The organism is Xanthomonas sp. NCPPB 3200 (genome assembly GCF_056393585.1).
This window is the reverse complement of sequence record NZ_CM150785.1, coordinates 596,907-614,615: the sequence shown is the minus strand read 5'-3', so window position 1 is coordinate 614,615 and position 17,709 is coordinate 596,907. Positions and strand designations below refer to the sequence as shown.

The window sequence follows — 17,709 nt, the reverse complement described above, 5'->3', positions numbered from 1 at the left end:
CGTTGCCGAGCACGCCGCTCGACAGCACGACAGATAGCAGGGGCCGGGACGCACGGCAGCGAACGCACCGCTTCCGCGAATGGACGCGCTGCACTACGCACCATGGCGATTCAGCAGATGGTCGGCATGCGATCGACAGACCGGCAAGGCTGGGCGCCTGCCGCGAAACCGCAGCCCCACAGGGCCTGGCACACCAACGCGGCAGCGTGCCACCACGAAATTAAAACAACCGTTTAAAACAGACCTAACTTCGCCTATCTGGACAGCATCGGCGACATCGCGCAGACTTCCGGCCTTTCCGCTCTCCCGGATGTCATGGCCCACCTGCTGCTGTTGCACGGCCCCAACCTCAACCTGCTTGGCACCCGCGAGCCGGATGTCTACGGGCGCACCACGCTGGCGCAGATCGATGCGGCCCTGGTGGACCGTGCGCAGGCCGCCGGGCATGCGCTGGCCTGCCTGCAGTCCAATGCCGAGCACGTGCTGGTGGAGCGCATTCACGCCGCGCGCGAGGACGGCACCGCCTACATCCTGATCAACCCGGCCGCCTTCACCCACACCTCGGTGGCGCTGCGCGACGCGCTGCTGGGCGTGGGATTGCCGTTCGTGGAAATCCATCTGTCCAACCCGCATGCGCGCGAGCCGTTCCGTCACCACAGCTATCTCAGCGACAAGGCCGACGGCGTGATCTGCGGCTTTGGCGCCGACAGCTACCGGCTGGCGCTGGAAGCGGTGATCGCGCGGCTGGAACGCGACGCATGACATCCCGCTCACCCACGCCGGCGCCCGCGCCGACGGCCTGACCCCCTTCCGCCGGCAGCCGCCGGCAACCTCCACCGATTCACCTCATGAGGCCCGTATGGATCTCCGCAAAATCAAGAAACTGATCGACCTGCTCGAAGAATCCAATCTCGCCGAAATCGAGATCAAGGAAGGCGAAGAAAGCGTGCGCCTGGCACGCGTGCCCAAGGGCACCACCGTGATGAGTGCGCCGGTGCAGCAGTACGCACCTGCCCCGCCCGCGCAGGCCCAGGCCGCCCCCAGCATGCCGATGCAGTCGCCCACCGAGGCCTCCACCGGCGGCGCCAAGCAGGCTGCCGCCCTGCCGGAAGGCCACGTGCTGCGCGCGCCGATGGTCGGCACGTTCTATACCTCGCCCTCGCCAGACAAGCCGGCCTTCGTCACCGTCGGCCAGCAGGTCAAGGCCGGCGAAACGCTGGCGATCATCGAGGCGATGAAGATGTTCAACCCGATCGAAGCCGACGTCTCCGGCACCATCGTGGCCATCCTCGGCGAAACCGGCCAGCCAGTGGAATTCGATCAGCCGTTGTTTGTGATTGGCTGAGAGCCGGGAATCGGGAGTGGAGAATCGGGAATCGGCAAAGCGGCCTCATGAACGCCTGGAGGCCTGGCGCGATTCCATGGAGCTTGTCGAAATGATCTATCGGTTCACCGAGGTCTTTCCCGAGCAGGAACGCTACGGTCTGACGGCGCAACTGCGCCGTGCGGCCATCAGCGTCCCGTCGAATATCGCCGAAGGTGCGGCGCGACGTTCAACTCCCGATTACGCGCGGTTTCTCTCGATTGCGCGCGGCTCGCTCTCCGAACTGGATACACAGGTCCAGATCGCCGTACGACTGGGCTATAGCAACACCGAAGACGAAGACATCGTCAGCCAGCAGGTCGACCAGGTCTTCGCCAAGCTCACCGCATTGATGAATGCCTTACGCAGACGTGGAGCCGCACCATGATGCCCGCTTCTCCCCATTCCCCATTCTCGACTCCCTATTCCCATGCTCGATAAAGTCGTCATCGCCAACCGAGGTGAAATCGCGCTGCGCATCCTGCGCGCGTGCCACACGCTCGGCATCCGCACGGTCGCGGTGCATTCCACGGTCGACCGCAACCTCAAGCACGTGGCCATGGCCGACGAGTCGGTGTGTATCGGCCCGGCTGCCTCCAGCGACAGTTACCTCAACATCCCGGCGTTGATCGCCGCGGCCGAGGTGACCGATGCGCAGGCCATCCATCCCGGCTACGGCTTCCTGTCGGAAAACGCCGACTTTGCCGAGCGCGTGGAAGAATCCGGCTTCATCTTCATCGGCCCCAAGGCCGACACCATCCGCCTGATGGGCGACAAGGTCGAGGCGATCCGAGCGATGAAGGCCGCCGGCGTGCCGTGCGTGCCGGGTTCGGGCGGCCCGCTGGGCGACGACATCGTCGCCAACACCAAGGTGGCGCGCGAGATCGGCTACCCGGTGATCATCAAGGCCGCCGGCGGCGGCGGCGGGCGCGGCATGCGCGTGGTGCATTCGGAGGCCGCGTTGAAGGCCGCCATCGAAACCACCAAGTCCGAAGCCAAGGCCGCCTTCAGCAACGATCAGGTCTACATGGAGAAGTTCCTGGAAAATCCGCGCCACGTGGAAATCCAGGTGCTGGCCGACGGCCAGGGCGGTGCGATCCATCTGGGCGAACGCGATTGCTCGATGCAGCGCCGCCACCAGAAGGTGGTGGAAGAAGCGCCGGCCCCGGGCATCACCGAAGAACTGCGCAACGAGATCGGCAAGGTCTGCGTGGATGCCTGCATCCGCATCGGCTATCGCGGCGCGGGCACCTTCGAGTTCCTGTTCGAAAACGGGCGTTTCTACTTCATCGAAATGAACACGCGCATCCAGGTGGAGCATCCGGTCACCGAGCGCATCACCGGCATCGACCTGGTCTGCGAGCAGTTGCGCATCGCCGCCGGCCGCAAGCTGACCATCAAGCAGAGCGACATCGTGCTGCGTGGGCATGCGATCGAGTGCCGCATCAATGCCGAGGACCCGGAAACCTTCATGCCCAATCCGGGCCTGATCACCGCGTTCCATCCGCCCGGTGGCCCGGGCGTGCGTGTGGATACGCACATCTACGCCGGCTACAAGGTGCCGCCGAACTACGATTCGATGATCGGCAAGCTGATCGTGCATGGCCCCGATCGCGAGACCGCGATTGCGCGCATGCGCGTGGCGCTGAGCGAGATGGTGGTGGACGGCATCAAGACCAACATCCCGCTGCAGCAGCGCATCATGCGCGACAAGGGCTTCCAGGCCGGTGGGCAGAACATCCACTATCTGGAAAAGCGTTTGGCCGAGCGCAAGAACAAGTCGATCGCGCTGGTCTGATCGCACCGGCCAGTGCACCGCGCAACAAGCCCGGGAAACCGGGCTTGTTGCGTTGTTGCCCGGTGCATTGCGCAGGCCAGCCGACCTATGCGTAGGAGCGCACCCGGGCGCGACCGCGCTTTATCGGTGGAACCTCGTCGCGCCCAGGTGCGCTCCTACCGGATCCTGGGTACTACCGGATCCGCGGCGCCGGCTGCTGGCTGCCCGGCACCGGCACGATGCCGCTGGAGGAGGCCGGGTCGACCACGGTCATGGTTTCGGTGGAGCCATCCGGCCACACCACCTGGAAGGTGGAGCCGGCCGGCAGTGTCGAAAACGGCATCGCGCTGCTGGCGCGGTACACCGCGGCCACCTGGCTGGCGCCATGCCGTCGCTGCTGTTCGTTAGCGGCGACCGTGGTCGACTTGACCGACAGCGGCTGGTAGCGGTGATCGGCGGTGTCGATCATCACGATGCCCACGGCCGCGGCCGAATACGCCACGAACAACGCGACCCAGAACCAGAACTTGGCGCCATGCGCCAGGCGACGGTAATTCATGACTGCGCTCCCGGCTCTGAGACCAAGCTATCGACCATCTCATCCACTCTGTCTGCTCCCTGCCGCGGCACCGCGGCATCGAATACGAACGACACGAAATCCTGTGCGCTGTTGCGCGAGCAGATGCCCGCATTGGCGCAATAACTGGTGACCAGGGTGCTGTCTGCGCTGCAATCCAGCCCCAGCCGGCATGCAGCCACCTGCCAGGCCAGCTCGGCGAACTGATCGCCGGCCACGTAGCCGTCGAGGCTGTCATCGCCACTGGCGCGCGCGCCCATCGCCGGCGCCAGCGCCAGGTAGGCCTCCGGGTCGCGCGAGGCCAGCACGCGCTGCACCAGCGCGCGCTTGTAGCTGGGCGAGCGCTGCAGCGGCTCGCCCAGCGCCAGCAACGCCGCCTCGGCAGCCAGATTGCCTGCACGCGCGGCTGCCTGCCGTTGCTGCGCCACCAGCCGCGGGCTCAGGCCGTCGCTGGGCGCAAAGCCGGCGCAGCGTTGCGCCACGCGCGTGCGCGCCGCGTGCATCGCCGCCACGCCGGGCGTGTGTTGCGCGGCGATCCAGGCGCTGTCGGCGGCGTAACCGGCCGGGCTGGACGCATACGGCGCGCAGTAATCGTAGACGCGGCTCAGGCGCCACCCCGCCTGCGCATCGCCGGCGCGCACCTGCTGCTGCAATTGCTGCGCATAGCGGTACAGGTCAGGCTGCGCGTCCACCGCATCGCGGTAGGGCAGCTGCAGGGCAGTGCCGCGTTCGGCGGGCGCGTGCGCCCGCGCTGCCGGCGCGCCGGCACGGGCATTGCTGGCAACCGCCGGCAGCGCGGCGGTGGGCGAATCGCCCGGTTGCGCGCGCACATGCCACCAGGCCGCCGCCGCGAGCGCGACGGGAGCCAGCAACAGCCAGAGATGGCGGGCACGAGCAAGCGGCATGGACAGCGGCGACCCTGCTGCGGAAAGCCCCGCAGCGACGGCGCGGAGTCTAGCACCCGCGCCCGCGCACGCTGGCGCGCAAGCGGACGCTGCCGAAGCGAACGGCGGACGGTGCATTGCATGAGGACGGTGATCTGCGCAGGTGTGGCGTGGGTGGCGCGCAGCGGGCGTCTGGTTGCCGGCGCGCCCGCGTGCTGCGCCGGCAGCGGCCGGCGCCACCGCGCCGCATGTGCGGATTGCACCGATCAGGCGACGGCATCCGCGGTATCACGCACGCGGTGCGCCTGCCTATCCGGCGCCCGTCGCGCAGGAGTCCGCCTGCATGAATGGTCTACGATGCACGCTTTCGAATTGCCCGACCGCCACGATGCCGTTTCTTGAACTGACCCTGCCCTGCTCCGACGCCACCCAGCCCCGTTACCAGAATGCGCTGGACGACATCGGCGCGCTGGCGGTGACGCTGCTCGACGCCAATGCCGACACCAGCAACGAGCGCGCCATTCTCGAGCCCGGCGTCGGCGAAACGCCGCTGTGGAACACCATGGTGCTGAACGCCCTGTTCGACGGCGACAGCGATGCGCTGGTGCTGCTCGCCGCGCTAGAAGCGTTCGACCCCGGGCTGGACTGGAGCCAGGTGGCGTTCCGCACGGTCGACGACAGCGACTGGGAACGCGCCTGGATGGATCAGTTCAAGCCGATGCAGTTCGGCGCGCGCACCTTCATCGTGCCGTGGAATCACGCGCTGCCCGAGGCCGCGCAAGCGCCCGACGCCGCAGTGATCCGTCTGGATCCGGGCCTGGCGTTCGGCTCGGGCACGCACCAGACCACCGCGCTGTGCCTGCGCTGGCTGGACAGCCTGGCCGGCAGTGGCGAGCTGCAGGGCCGCAGCGTGCTGGATTTCGGCTGCGGTTCGGGCATTCTCGCCGTCGCCGCGCTGAAGCTGGGCGCGGCCAGCGCGGTGGGCGTGGACAACGATCCGCAGGCGCTGCTGGCCACTGCCGACAATGCCGAGCGCAACGCCTTGCAGGCGCAGCTAGCGGTGTACCTGCCGCAGGACGAGCCGGTGCAGACCTATCCGGTGGTGGTCGCCAACATCCTGGCCTCGGCGCTGGATGCGCTGGCCGACACCTTGTCCGCGCGCGTGGCACCGGGCGGACGGATTGCGCTGTCGGGCATCCTGCATGGTCAGGAAGACGAGTTGCTGCAGCGCTACGCGCCCTGGTTCGAGCAACTGCGTTGCGAACGCGACGAAGACTGGATGCGCATCGACGGCGTACGCCGCCACTGACACCGCGTCGGGTCAGCGGTGTGGCCGGCCGGCGCGGATCTGCGCGGTGGTCACCGCATCGGCCACGCTGATGGCGCGCAGGCGGGTCACCGCCTGCCAGCCGGCACGCCGCAGCGCCGCGTTGCGCCACGGCCCGGCCTGATGGGCCAGCTGCACGCGCAGGCCCAGCTCGGCCAGCAGCAACGCCGCCCAGGCCGGCAGCGACCACGTGCGCGGGCCCAGACTGGCCAGGCCGCCGGCCAGCGCCAGCAAACCCACACTGAGCGCCAGCAGCCGCCAGTGCCGCTGGCGCAGCGCCCACCACCGCGGCGCCAGCCCGGCCGACCACTGCGGGCCGTCGGCCACTGCGGTCCACGCGTCCTGGCGTTGCCAGACCTGGTAACACGGCGCGCCCCGAAAGCGGGTGATCGCCGGATCCAGCGGCGAATGTGCCGGCCATGCGGCGGGCGGTGGCGCGGCGGGCGGCGTTGCCGGCGTGGTGGAACGGGCGGATTTGGGAGCGGCTGGCTCGACCATGGATGTCCTCCTTGAGTTCGCTGTGATCCCGTCATCATTGACGCCCGGACAGTATCGCAAACATATCGGCATATGAAAGGTATACGAACTATCCCTGATTGCTGCTAGGGCTATATCTCCCGGCCCGTTCCCCACTCACGGTGCCGTGTGAGCAAGTTGTACGAACGCGTCCGCGAAGCCCGCGCCCTGACCAAGCTGACCCAGGAAGGCCTGGCCGGCGAGCTGGGCGTGACCCGTAGCGCGGTGGCGCAGTGGGAGATGGCCGAAGGCACCGCGCCCTCGGTGGACAACCTGATCGGCCTGGCCAAGCGCAGCGGCATGGCGTTCGAATACCTGGCTACCGGCCGCGGCGAGCGCACCTTCGGCCCACCGGTACCGACGATCGCCGAAGAACCCGCGCAGTACCGCCATCTGGACGAGCAGCAACGCGTGCTGCTGAACCGCTTCGACACGTTGGCGCCGCGCCAGCGCAGCGGCCTGCTCGATCTGTTGCTGGCCGAGGGCAAGACGCGGCGTCGGCGTTGAGTTGGGAATTGGGAATTGGGATTCGGGGGCAGGCTGCTGGGGGCTTCGTTTGTGAGGCAAGCTCGGTGTTGGTAGCTGGCTCAGTCGGAGTGCATGACGTGCACCGGTCGTTGCGTTTGCTCGTTGGCTGAAGTGCGGTCTGCGCTGGAATGCGGCCTTGGCCTGCGGCGGGGTGGTCACAGCGGCGCGACGGTTGGCCAGCCAACGGGATGCGTACCCCGCAGATGCGTCCCCGGCAGTCGATGGAAGCGGCATCTACGCTTGCGGCTGCGGGCCGCACGCATGACGCGCCCGGGTTCGCCCATTGGCGTGCGCGTGGTTGAATAGGGTTCTTCCCGCTGCACGCCTGCCGATGTCCGAGACCCCGCCACCGCGCCGCCCCCTGGCCACGTTCCTGCGTGCGACGCCGGCTGCCCCGTCGCTGATCCCGACCCCGGTGGTGCCTGCGGCCGACGCGCCGCTGCACGCGCCGCCGGTGCCGGCCGGCGCACTGGTGTCGGCGCCGTCGGCGGAGCCGGTGGCCGCCCCGGCGGCGCCGCTCGTCCCGCCACCGTCTGCGCCACCGGCGGCCGCGCCGCGCAGCGATTCGGTTCCGGTGGACGTCGCGCTGCCACCCGGCGATGCCGGCCAGGCCGCGGCAGATGCCGCCGAGCCGGACCGGTTGGCGTGGACCACCGCGACCACGCGCCAGCTGCCCGGCGATCCTGCCGAAGACACAGCGGCCGGTCCCGGCGACATCCCCAGCGCGCTCGCCGGCACTGCCGCTGCACAGCCGACCACCACGCATCCGCGCAGCGTGGCGGCCGCCGGCGTGGCAGGCACAGACCGGCAGCGTGAGCACGGCAACGCGTCTGCTCCCGCCTCCGACCTGGCCGCCCCGCCGGCACCCGGCACCGCTCCGGACACGGACGCCGAGCCCAGCGACAACGACGCGGACGCTGCCGGCGCAGCGGCGCCCGCCCAGTTCCATCCACTGCCAGCCCAGGCCGCGCCTGCATTCGCACGGCGCGGGCTGAGCCGGCCACGGCTGCGCGCCAGCGGCCGCCAATGGGCGTTGCTGGTCGGGCTGGTCGGCCTGCTGGCCTTGCAGATCGTCATCGCCGACCGTGCGCAGCTGGCCGCCGATGCGCGCTGGCGCCCGCTGGTCAGCGCCGCCTGTGCAGTAGCGCGCTGCACCCTGCCGGCCTGGCGCGAGCCGGGCGCGCTGACCTTGCTCAATCGCGAGGTGCGCCCGCTGCCCGGGGTGCCGGGCGTGCTGCAGATCCAGGCCAGCTTCCGCAACGAGGCGCGCTGGGCGCAGGCCTGGCCGTGGCTGCAGCTGTCGCTGTCCGACGCCGACGGGCGGGTGATCGGCACGCGCGTGCTGGCGCCGCAGGAGTATCTGGGCCAGCCGCCGGCCGCGCAGGACACGCTCGCGCCGGGCCAGGCGGTGCAGGTGGCGTTTCGCGTGCGCGAACCGGCCGCGAGCACGGCCGCCTTCAGTTTCGACTTCCGCTGAGCGGACCCGACCTGCGCCCACCGCCACACGGGCGTGGCGAGCGGGGAGGTCACGCGCTAGACTCACTCCCCCTCGCCGGCCACGCGTCCCGGCTTCGTGACACTGGGAAACCTCCTTTGAACGCAGCCCCCTCTCGTCCTGACACCAGTCGTGGCGCCCCGAAGTCGCCGCTGCGCGAACACGTGGCCCAGTCCGTCCGCCGTTACCTGCGCGACCTGGACGGCAGCGACGCCGACGACGTGTACGAAATCGTGCTGCGCGAGATGGAGATCCCGTTGTTCGTGGAAGTGCTCAACCACTGCGAAGGCAACCAGAGCCGCGCGGCGGCGATGCTGGGCATTCACCGCGCCACGCTGCGCAAGAAGCTGAAAGAGTACGGGCTGACGTAGGACGGGAATCGGGAATCGGGATTGGGGAATCGTTAGAGCGTTGGGGTGTGCTGCGGGCTGGCAGTGCGCTGCGCTGGCACGCTTGGTGATGACGCGGCCGATGGCCGATCTCGTTGCACGTTGTGGAATGTTCTGCGTGTTGATGCCCGGTCGGGCTGCCCAAAGTGTTCGCTCTTGATCCCACGCCTTGGCGCAGGACTTCCGTCGCGCCCAGCGTGCCCTGCTCGCGCGCGCTCTTCATCTGATCGGGTCAACCGCCGGGGATCCGGCGGTTGGCTGCAGTGCTCAATCGGCGATGCCGATTGCCTGGGCGAGTTGCCTGCTCAGTTCGACAATTGCGTCACCGCTGCTTGATCCGCTGCCGGGGCCGGGCCGCCGCCATGGTCCGGTACGATGGTGGCGAGCGTGTCGAACGGATCGTCGAACTTCTCCACCACGTTCTTGTCGTCATCGATCTGATAGGCGGTGTCGGCCTCGACGCCCTCTTCCCCGGTCTTGGCGATGATGTTGGTGTAGCGCTTGCCGTCCCAGCAGCGGAAGATCAGCACCGAGTCTTCGCCACCGGTCAGGGTGGAGCCCAGGCTGCCGATCAATCTGCTGTTGGCGCCCGCCGTCAGGATGCTGTTCTTGCCGGCGGTCAACTTGCTGCGGTCGCCCGCCATCAGCGTGCAGTCATCGCCGGCGGTGAGCCTGCTGCGGTCCCCGGCGGTGAGGAAGCTGTTGCTGCCGGCCAGCAACTTGCTGCGATCGCCGGCGATCTGGGTGCTGTCGGCGCCAGCGATCAGCTTGCTGCGGTCACCCGCGGTCTGCACGCTGCCCATGCCGGCGATCAGCGTGCTGCGCGAACCGGCCGTCTGCGAACTCAGCTTGCCGGCAATCAGCATGCTGCGGTGACCGGCAATCTGGGTACTTTCGTGTCCTGCGATCAGCGAGCTGCCATAGCTGGCGATCTGGTTGCTGCCGTAGCCGGCGGTCAGATAGCTGCGCACGCCGCTGGTCAAGCTGCTGCCATAGCCGGCAATCAGCGAGCTGTCCTGCCCGGCGATTTCGGTGCTGCCGTAGCCTGCGGTCAACGAGCTGTTGTCCTGCGCGGTCAGGGTGCTGCCATAGCCGGCAGTCAGCGTGCTGTCGCCACCGGCGGTCTGGCTGCTGCCGTAACCGGCGATCAGGGTGCTGGAAAACCCGGCGATTTCGGTACTGCCGTAGCCGGCGGTGAGCGAGCTGTTTTCCAGCGCGGTCAGCGTGCTGCCGTAACCGGCCGTCAGGGTGCTTTCGTAACCGGCGGTCTGCGTGCTGCCATAGCCGGAAATCAGGGTACTTTCGTAGCCGGCGGTGGAATTGCTGCCGTAACCGGCAGTCAGGATGCTGCCATGGCCGGCGGTTTGCGTACTGCCGTAACCGGTGGTGAGCCAGCTGATTTCCTGCGCGGTCTGGGTGCTGCCGTATCCGGCGGTCAGCGTGCTTTCGTAACCGGCCGTCTGCGTGCTGCCATAGCCGGCAATCAACGAGCTTTGGAAGCTGGCGGTGGAGGTACTGCCATAACCGGTGATCAGCCAGCTGCTGCTCTGCGCGGTCTGGGTGCTGCCGTAACCGGCAGTCAGGGTGCTGTCGTAACCGGCGGTCTGGGTACTGCCATACCCTGCGATCAGCGAGCTGTCCGGGCCGGCCATGGAAGAACTGCCGTAGCCGGCGATCAGCGAACTGCCTTCCTGCGCGGTCTGGGTACTGCCATAGCCGGTGGTGAGAATGCTCTTGTAGCCGGCCGTCTGCGTACTGCCGTAGCCGGCAATCAGCGTACTGTCATGCCCTGCTGTCGATGTGCTGCCGTAACCGGTGGTGAGCGTGCTGCGTTCCTGCGCGGTTTGCGTGCTGCCGTAGCCGGCGGTGAGGATGCTCTTGAAGCCGGCCGTCTGGGTGCTGCCGTAGCCGGCGATCAACGAGCTGTCCGAGCCCGCGGTGGAAGAACTGCCATAGCCGGCAGTGAGCATGCTGCCCTCTTGCGCGGTCTGGGTGCTGCCATAGCCGGTGGTCAGGATGCTCTTGAAGCCGGCCGTCTGCGTGCTGCCGTAGCCGGCGATCAATGAACTGTCCGAACCGGCGGTGGAGGTGCTGCCGTAGCCGGCAGTGAGGTCACTGCCTTTCCGGGCAGTCTGCGTGCTGCCGTATCCCGCCGTCAGGGAACTGTCGCCACCGGAGGTTTGCGTACTGCCATAACCGGCAATCAGCGTGCTGTCGGCACCAGCTGTCGACGTGCTGCCGTAACCGGTGGTGAGGTCGCTGCCCTTGCGCGCGGTCTGCGTGCTGCCATAGCCGGCGGTGAGCGAACTGTCACCGCCAGAGGTTTGTGTGCTGCCGTACCCTGCAATCAAGGTGCTGTCGGCGCCAGCGGTGGAGGTACTGCCGTAGCCGGTGGTCAGGTCGCTACCGCTGCGCGCGGTCTGCGTACTGCCGTAGCCAGCGGTGAGTGAGCTGTCACCGCCAGAGGTTTGCGTGCTGCCGTACCCTGCAATCAAGGTGCTGTCGCCACCGGCCGTGGACGTACTGCCGTAGCCGGCGGTCAGGTCGCTGCCCTTGCGTGCCGTTTGCGTGCTGCCGTAGCCCGCAGTGAGCGAACTGTCACCGCCCGATGTCTGGGTGCTGCCGTACCCGGCGATCAGCGTGCTATCGGCGCCAGCGGTGGAGGTACTACCGTAGCCGGTGGTCAGGTCGCTGCCGCTGCGCGCCGTTTGCGTGCTGCCGTAACCGGCAGTGAGCGAACTATCACCACCGGACGTCTGCGTGCTGCCATAGCCGGCGACCAGCGTGCTGTCGGCGCCGGCGGTGGAGGTACTGCCGTAGCCGGTGGTCAGGTCGCTGCCGCTGCGCGCCGTTTGCGTGCTGCCGTAGCCGGCGGTGAGCGAACTTGCACCACCGGACGTCTGCGTGCTGCCATAGCCGGCGACCAGCGTACTGTCGGCGCCGGCGGTGGAGGTACTGCCGTAGCCGGTGGTCAGGTCGCTGCCGCTGCGCGCGGTCTGCGTACTGCCGTAGCCGGCGGTGAGTGAACTGTCACCGCCAGAGGTTTGCGTGCTGCCGTACCCCGCAATCAAGGTGCTGTCGCCACCGGCCGTCGAGGTGCTGCCATAGCCGGCGGTCAGGTCGCTGCCTTTGCGTGCAGTCTGCGTACTGCCGTAGCCGGCGGTGAGCGAGCTCTCGCCACCGGAGGTCTGGGTGCTGCCATAGCCGGCGATCAGCGTGCTGTCCGCACCGGCGGTTGCGGTGCTGCCGTAGCCGGCGGTCAGATCGCTGCCTTTGCGCGCGGTCTGCGTGCTGCCGTAGCCGGCAGTGAGCGAGCTGTCGCCGCCGGAGGTCTGGGTACTGCCATAGCCGGCGATCAGCGTGCTGTCCGCACCGGCGGTGGAGGTACTGCCGTAACCTGCGGTGAGGTCGCTGCCGGTGCGGGCGGTTTGGGTGCTGCCGTAGCCCGCCGTCAGCGAGCTGTCGTTGCCCGAGGTCTGCGTGCTGCCATAACCGGCAATCAGGGAGCTGTCTGCACCTGCGGTACCGGTGCTGCCGTAGCCGGCGGTGAGGTCACTGCCGTCCTGCGCGGTCTGCGTGCTGCCATAGCCGGCGGTCAGCGAGCTTTCTCCGCCCGAAGTCTGGGTGCTGCCATAGCCGGCAATCAACGAGCTGTCGGTGCCCGCGGTGCTGGTGCTGCCGTAGCCGGCGGTGAGGTCGCTGCCGTTCTGCGCGGTCTGGGTGCTGCCGTAACCGGCAGTCAACGAGCTGTCGCCGCCGGAGGTTTGTGTGCTGCCATAGCCGGCGATCAGCGAGCTGTCTGCACCCGCGGTTTCCGTGCTGCCGTAACCTGCAGTCAGATCGCTGCCATGGCGCGCGGTCTGGGTGCTGCCATAGCCGGCCGTCAGTGTGCTGCCCCCGCCTGCGGTCTGGGAACTGCCGTAGCCGGCGACGATGGTGCTGTCGGATCCGGCCACGCCGGTGCTGCCATAGCCGGCGATCAACTCGCTGCCGTTACCTGCGGTTTCGGTACTTCCATAGCCTGCGATCAGCTGGCTCTGATCGGCGCCGGTGAGCGTGCTGCCGTAGGTGGCGATTTCGCGTGTGCGCAGGATCGCAGCTGTAGCCTGTGCGGTTTGTGGATCGATGCCGTGGGTCGCGACCGGCATTGGCGCGGTGGAATGCGCAGCGCTTTCGACGAGCGGTGCGGTGAATTGCGCCTGCGCTGCCTTGGGAATGAAATCCGCGGCAATGACCGGCGTTGCCGGCGGCTCCGGCTGGGGCGGCGCGTGCTGCGCAATGCCCGCGGCAATGCACTGCATGGCACCGGCACGGCTGCCGGCGTAGACCACCTCGGCCCGGGGAAACTTGATCATGCCCTCCTCGCCCAGCCAGATGATGTCGGCGGTATCGACCATGCAGACCACCCAGTGCGCATCGGCATGCATGTTCAGATGCGCATTGGTTCCCTGTCCCCACAACAGGCCGGTCAGGCCGTTTTCCTGCTTGATGGTGGGTTGCCAATGCCGGCATTCGACACTGCCCGACTGCGGCCAGATCAGCCCGCAGTGATCGGACATGTTGTTGGTGCAGGTGCGTAATGCCAGGACTTTTTCGCGATTCATAAGGGTGATCTCATAGGAATGTTCCGAGCAGCTGCGCAAACCGGCATGCATGCCCTGGCCGACGAACGGGTGCGGAGCGTCCCGCCGTGAGGGCGAGACGGATCGGCCCATTGGCAAGGGCAGTACCGGCACTGCGACGGTTGGTCATCGACGAACGCCACAAGGCGCACGCGCGCTGCGGTGTCTTGCTTGAATCGCAGGGTCATGGACGGCCGTGACGGCAAGACGCAGCGGGGAGTGATGGGAAGGCTGGCTCCTGCGCGACAGCCGTTGCAGCAAGTAGCGACGGGACGCCTCGCCGAAAGCGTCGTTGCTGGTGAACCGGTTGAGTGAATCGATCAGCGAGCACAGATCGTCGGTCAGCCCGTCGCTGGCAACTGTCGCCGCAGCAGAAGACAGGTGCGCATGACCGAAGAACAGGCATGCGTTGCACGCCCGAAGACAGGTCTTTTTGATCAATCTGCGACCGGCTCCGGATTGTGTTCGTCAGTGCACGACCGGAACCAAAGAGATTTTTGCGCAGCCATCGAATCCCGTCGCGAAAGATTTCAGGACTGACAATGGAATGCCATCGCCACGCGCAGGCATGCAGCCACGCACCGTAGCAATGCCGTGCGGGGCTTTAAATGAGAACTGCGTTATTGCTTGCAAGTGATCCATCGTCGCGTTCAGACGCTGCACCGTTGGCAGTTTCATCCTGCGGAGGATTGCCCGAAGCGGTAACTGCAGTCAGGCAACGTGCGCAAGAACACGTGCAGGCATCAGCAACTTTTGCGACTGGCGGCCTGCAGATGCAATCGCCGCCGCAGCATCGAACGCCTCGAGCGTTGCGACGCATCACATCACGATCAAAGCGCTGGCACCCTCTGCCCGCACCGCGGCATCGTCGCCATCCCGGTGCTCGGCGCCGCTGCAAGTCTTGCGCCGAGGTGGGTCACACGTACATGCCCGGCCACAGCGGATGCCGCGGCGGCCACCAGCAACGCCACCGCTGCGGTGAGCGAGCCGGTTGGCAGTGATGCCGCCGCGCGACAGCGTGCTCGCCATCGGCCGCAGCAGCGCCTGGCAGCGCCTTTTCGGCGCATGGATCGACGCCATTGCGGGCGCACGGGTCCATTCAAGCGCCGGCGCGGCCTACAATATGGGCTGCCCCGCTTTGATATCCCCCACCGATGGCCTCTGATCTCCTGCCCGTGCGCCGGGCCCTGCTCTCCGTTTCCGACAAGACCGGCCTGATCGATCTGGCCCGCGCGCTGGCAGCGCGCAACGTCGCGCTGCTGTCCACCGGCGGCACCGCCAAGGCGATCCGCGAGGCGGGCCTGCCGGTCACCGACGTCGCCGAGCTGACCGGTTTCCCGGAGATGATGGACGGCCGCGTCAAGACCCTGCACCCGCTGGTGCACGGCGGCCTGCTCGGCCGCGCCGGCATCGATGAAGCGGTGATGGCCGAACACGGCATCGTGCCGATCGACCTGCTGGTGCTGAACCTGTATCCGTTCGAATCGGTGACCGCCAAGGCCGACTGCACGCTGGCCGATGCGGTGGAAAACATCGATATCGGCGGCCCGGCGATGCTGCGCAGCGCGGCGAAGAACTTCGCCCGCGTGGCGGTGGCCACCGACCCGGCGCAGTACGCCGAGCTGCTGGCCGAACTCGACGCCAACGACGGTCAGCTGTCGGCGGCCAGGCGCTTTGCGCTGTCGGTGGCCGCGTTCAACCGCGTGGCGCAGTACGACGCGGCGATCAGCAATTATCTGTCGGCGGTGGCCGACAGCACTGAAAACGTGCCCACGCGCAGCCCGTTCCCGGCGCAGATCAATTCCAACTTCGTCAAGGTGATGGACCTGCGCTACGGCGAGAACCCGCACCAGGCCGGTGCGTTCTACCGCGACCTGTATCCGGTGCCGGGCACGCTGGCCACCTTCCAGCAATTGCAGGGCAAGGAGCTGAGCTACAACAACCTGGCCGATGCCGACGCGGCGTGGGAATGCGTGCGCCAGTTCGATGCGCCGGCCTGCGTGATCGTCAAGCACGCCAACCCCTGCGGTGTGGCGGTGGGCGCGGCCTGCGGCGATGCCTACGAGCTGGCCTATGCGACCGACCCGACCAGCGCCTTCGGCGGCATCCTGGCCTTCAACAAGACCCTCGACGCGGCGACCGCCAAGGCCATCCTGGATCGCCAGTTCGTCGAGGTGCTGATCGCGCCGGACTACGAGCCCGGCGCGCTCGACTATGCGACCAAGAAAGCCAACGTGCGCGTGCTCAAGATCCCGCACGGCAACGGCCTCAACAACTATGACACCAAGCGGATCGGCTCGGGCCTGCTGATGCAGTCGTCCGACAACCGCGGCATGTCGCTGGGTGAACTGAGCGTGGTCACCCAGCGCGCGCCCAGCGAGGCCGAACTGGGCGACCTGCTGTTCGCCTGGCGCGTGGCCAAGTACGTCAAATCCAACGCGATTGTCTACGCCAAGGACCACCGCACCATCGGTGTGGGCGCCGGGCAGATGAGCCGCGTGGTCAGCGCCAAGATCGCCGCGCTCAAGGCCGAGGAAGCCAAGCTCACGGTGGCCGGCTCGGTGATGGCGTCGGATGCGTTCTTCCCGTTCCGCGACGGCATCGATGCCGCCGCGGCGGCCGGCATCCAGGCGGTGATCCAGCCCGGCGGCTCGATGCGCGATGGCGAAGTGATCGCCGCCGCCGACGAACACGGCATCGCGATGGTATTCACCGGCGTACGGCATTTCAGGCACTGACGTGCCGGGAATGGGGAGTTGGGAATCGGGAATCGGCAAAGCGGCTCCCTGGATGCCACTCCACACCGTACGGCCTGCAGAACCAAAGACTTTGCTATTCCCCATTCCCTATTCCCCATTCCCGGCACTCAAATGAAAATCCTCGTCATCGGCTCCGGCGGCCGTGAACATGCCCTGGCCTGGAAGATCGCGCAGTCTGCGCAGGTGAGCGAGGTGCTGGTGGCACCCGGCAATGCCGGCACTGCGACCGAAGCCAAGTGCCGCAATGTCGCGATCAAGGTCGACGACCTGGATGGCCTGCTGGCGCTGGCGCAGCGCGAAGCTGTGGCGCTCACGGTGGTCGGCCCGGAGGTGCCGCTGGTGCTGGGCGTGGTCGACCGTTTCCACGCGCTGGGCCTACGCATCTTCGGGCCAACCGCCAAGGCCGCGCAGCTGGAGGGCAGCAAGGCCTTCGCCAAGGATTTTCTCGCGCGTCATGGCATCCCCACCGCGTATTACGCGGTGCACACCGAGGTGGACGCCGCGCTGGCCTACGTGCGTGAGAAAGGCGCACCGATCGTGGTCAAGGCCGACGGCCTGGCCGCCGGCAAGGGCGTGATCGTGGCGATGACGCTGAGCGAGGCCGAAGACGCGGTCCGCGACATGCTCTCGGGCAACGCGTTCGGCGATGCCGGCGCGCGCGTGGTGATCGAGGAATTCCTCGATGGCGAAGAAGCCAGCTTCATCTCGATGGTCGACGGCACCCACGCCTTGCCGATGGCCACCAGCCAGGACCACAAGCGTGTCGGCGATGGCGACACCGGCCCCAATACCGGCGGTATGGGCGCGTACTCGCCGGCCCCGGTGGTCACGCCCGAGGTGCACGCGCGGGTGATGCGCGAGGTGGTCGAGCCGACCGTGCAAGGCATGATCGCCGACGGCGTGCCGTTCACCGGCTTCCTGTACGCCGGGCTGATGATCGATGCGCATGGCGCGCCCAAGGTGATCGAGTTCAACGTGCGCTTCGGCGACCCGGAAACCCAGCCGGTGATGCTGCGCCTGCAGTCGGACCTGGTGGATCTGCTGGACGCCGCCATCGACGGCAAGCTCGACAATACGCAGGCGCAGTGGGACCCGCGTCCGTCACTGGGCGTGGTCATTGCCGCCAAGCCGTATCCCGAAGCCCCGATCACCGGCGAGGTCATCAGCGGCCTGGACGCAGTGCCAGCCACCGCCAAGGTCTTCCATGCCGGCACCGCGTTGAATGCAAATGGCGAGGTCGTCAGCGCCGGTGGCCGCGTGCTATGCGTTGCCGCGCTGGGCGATAGCGTGCTGGAAGCGCAGCGCAATGCCTATGCCGGTCTGCAGCCGATCCACTGGGCCAGCGCCTTCCAGCGCAGCGACATCGGCTGGCGTGCGATCGCCCGCGAGCAGGGCGCACAGGCCTGAGCGGCCTGCCTAAGGCACTTACGACAACGCGGCTACTGACAAAGAACTAGCCGCCCTCCACCCCG

Annotated in this window: 16 protein-coding genes; 11 read left to right on the top strand and 5 right to left on the bottom strand. The window is 67.7% G+C overall.

The window, feature by feature from the left end; genetic code table 11:
* Positions 1 to 315 precede the first annotated feature (315 nt).
* The 4 genes from aroQ (at position 316) to accC (ending at position 3,161) form a co-directional block, all read left to right on the top strand.
* Positions 316 to 762 carry a type II 3-dehydroquinate dehydratase gene (gene aroQ, locus AC06DU_RS02640; RefSeq protein ID WP_039811529.1) on the top strand — a complete coding sequence of 149 codons (447 nt, stop codon included), beginning with the start codon at positions 316 to 318 and terminating at the stop codon, positions 760 to 762.
* A 97-nt stretch (positions 763 to 859) separates the two neighbouring features.
* Positions 860 to 1,345, top strand: a complete 486-nt coding sequence (accB, locus tag AC06DU_RS02635) for an acetyl-CoA carboxylase biotin carboxyl carrier protein (RefSeq protein ID WP_434982194.1) — start codon at positions 860 to 862, stop codon at positions 1,343 to 1,345.
* 76 nt (positions 1,346 to 1,421) lie between these two features.
* Positions 1,422 to 1,751, top strand: coding sequence for a four helix bundle protein (locus AC06DU_RS02630; protein WP_180324602.1), 330 nt, complete (start codon positions 1,422 to 1,424; stop codon positions 1,749 to 1,751).
* Between the two features lie 42 nt (positions 1,752 to 1,793).
* A complete protein-coding gene (gene accC, locus AC06DU_RS02625) occupies positions 1,794 to 3,161 on the top strand; it encodes an acetyl-CoA carboxylase biotin carboxylase subunit (protein WP_434982193.1) in 1,368 nt (455 codons plus the stop codon).
* A 172-nt stretch (positions 3,162 to 3,333) separates the two neighbouring features.
* On the opposite strand, the gene AC06DU_RS02620 is transcribed toward accC, so the two are convergent.
* Entirely contained in the window at positions 3,334 to 3,699 is a 366-nt protein-coding gene (locus tag AC06DU_RS02620) for a hypothetical protein (RefSeq protein WP_349779740.1), read from the bottom strand.
* Positions 3,696 to 4,622 (bottom strand): hypothetical protein, encoded by a 927-nt coding sequence (locus AC06DU_RS02615; RefSeq protein WP_434982192.1) that lies wholly within the window; start codon positions 4,620 to 4,622, stop codon positions 3,696 to 3,698. Before AC06DU_RS02615 ends, AC06DU_RS02620 begins: the two co-directional genes overlap by 4 nt.
* Positions 4,623 to 4,989: 367 nt before the next feature.
* Here AC06DU_RS02615 and prmA point away from each other — a divergent pair, with 367 nt between their 5' ends.
* On the top strand, positions 4,990 to 5,910 hold the full coding sequence (gene prmA, locus AC06DU_RS02610) for a 50S ribosomal protein L11 methyltransferase (RefSeq protein WP_065048446.1): 921 nt from the start codon (positions 4,990 to 4,992) through the stop codon (positions 5,908 to 5,910).
* A gap of 12 nt (positions 5,911 to 5,922) precedes the next feature.
* Here prmA and AC06DU_RS02605 read toward each other — a convergent pair whose 3' ends face one another.
* Positions 5,923 to 6,426, bottom strand: a complete 504-nt coding sequence (locus AC06DU_RS02605) for a hypothetical protein (protein WP_434982190.1) — start codon at positions 6,424 to 6,426, stop codon at positions 5,923 to 5,925.
* Between the two features lie 147 nt (positions 6,427 to 6,573).
* Here AC06DU_RS02605 and AC06DU_RS02600 point away from each other — a divergent pair, with 147 nt between their 5' ends.
* From AC06DU_RS02600 to fis, 3 genes are all read left to right on the top strand, one after another.
* A complete protein-coding gene (locus AC06DU_RS02600) occupies positions 6,574 to 6,951 on the top strand; it encodes a helix-turn-helix transcriptional regulator (RefSeq protein WP_054591306.1) in 378 nt (125 codons plus the stop codon).
* Between the two features lie 352 nt (positions 6,952 to 7,303).
* A complete protein-coding gene (locus AC06DU_RS02595; RefSeq protein WP_434982188.1) occupies positions 7,304 to 8,449 on the top strand; it encodes a DUF3426 domain-containing protein in 1,146 nt (381 codons plus the stop codon).
* Positions 8,450 to 8,565: 116 nt separating this feature from the next.
* A complete protein-coding gene (gene fis, locus AC06DU_RS02590) occupies positions 8,566 to 8,838 on the top strand; it encodes a DNA-binding transcriptional regulator Fis (protein ID WP_002804983.1) in 273 nt (90 codons plus the stop codon).
* Between the two features lie 323 nt (positions 8,839 to 9,161).
* Here fis and AC06DU_RS02585 read toward each other — a convergent pair whose 3' ends face one another.
* Both AC06DU_RS02585 and AC06DU_RS02580 read right to left on the bottom strand, forming a co-directional pair.
* Positions 9,162 to 13,460: a beta strand repeat-containing protein gene (locus AC06DU_RS02585; RefSeq protein ID WP_434982187.1), complete on the bottom strand. Its 4,299-nt coding sequence runs from the start codon at positions 13,458 to 13,460 to the stop codon at positions 9,162 to 9,164.
* Positions 13,461 to 13,604: 144 nt separating this feature from the next.
* The gene (locus AC06DU_RS02580) at positions 13,605 to 13,919 is read right to left on the bottom strand and encodes a hypothetical protein (protein ID WP_434982186.1); all 315 of its coding nucleotides are present in this window, start codon (positions 13,917 to 13,919) and stop codon (positions 13,605 to 13,607) included.
* Between the two features lie 559 nt (positions 13,920 to 14,478).
* Between AC06DU_RS02580 and AC06DU_RS02575 the strand changes: the two genes are divergently transcribed.
* The 3 genes from AC06DU_RS02575 (at position 14,479) to purD (ending at position 17,644) form a co-directional block, all read left to right on the top strand.
* On the top strand, positions 14,479 to 14,643 hold the full coding sequence (locus AC06DU_RS02575; RefSeq protein ID WP_478203464.1) for a hypothetical protein: 165 nt from the start codon (positions 14,479 to 14,481) through the stop codon (positions 14,641 to 14,643).
* Entirely contained in the window at positions 14,633 to 16,216 is a 1,584-nt protein-coding gene (gene purH, locus AC06DU_RS02570) for a bifunctional phosphoribosylaminoimidazolecarboxamide formyltransferase/IMP cyclohydrolase (RefSeq protein WP_166767817.1), read from the top strand. The genes AC06DU_RS02575 and purH overlap by 11 nt, the downstream gene beginning before the upstream one ends.
* A 132-nt stretch (positions 16,217 to 16,348) precedes the next feature.
* A complete protein-coding gene (purD, locus tag AC06DU_RS02565) occupies positions 16,349 to 17,644 on the top strand; it encodes a phosphoribosylamine--glycine ligase (RefSeq protein WP_434982183.1) in 1,296 nt (431 codons plus the stop codon).
* Positions 17,645 to 17,709: the final 65 nt, after the last annotated feature.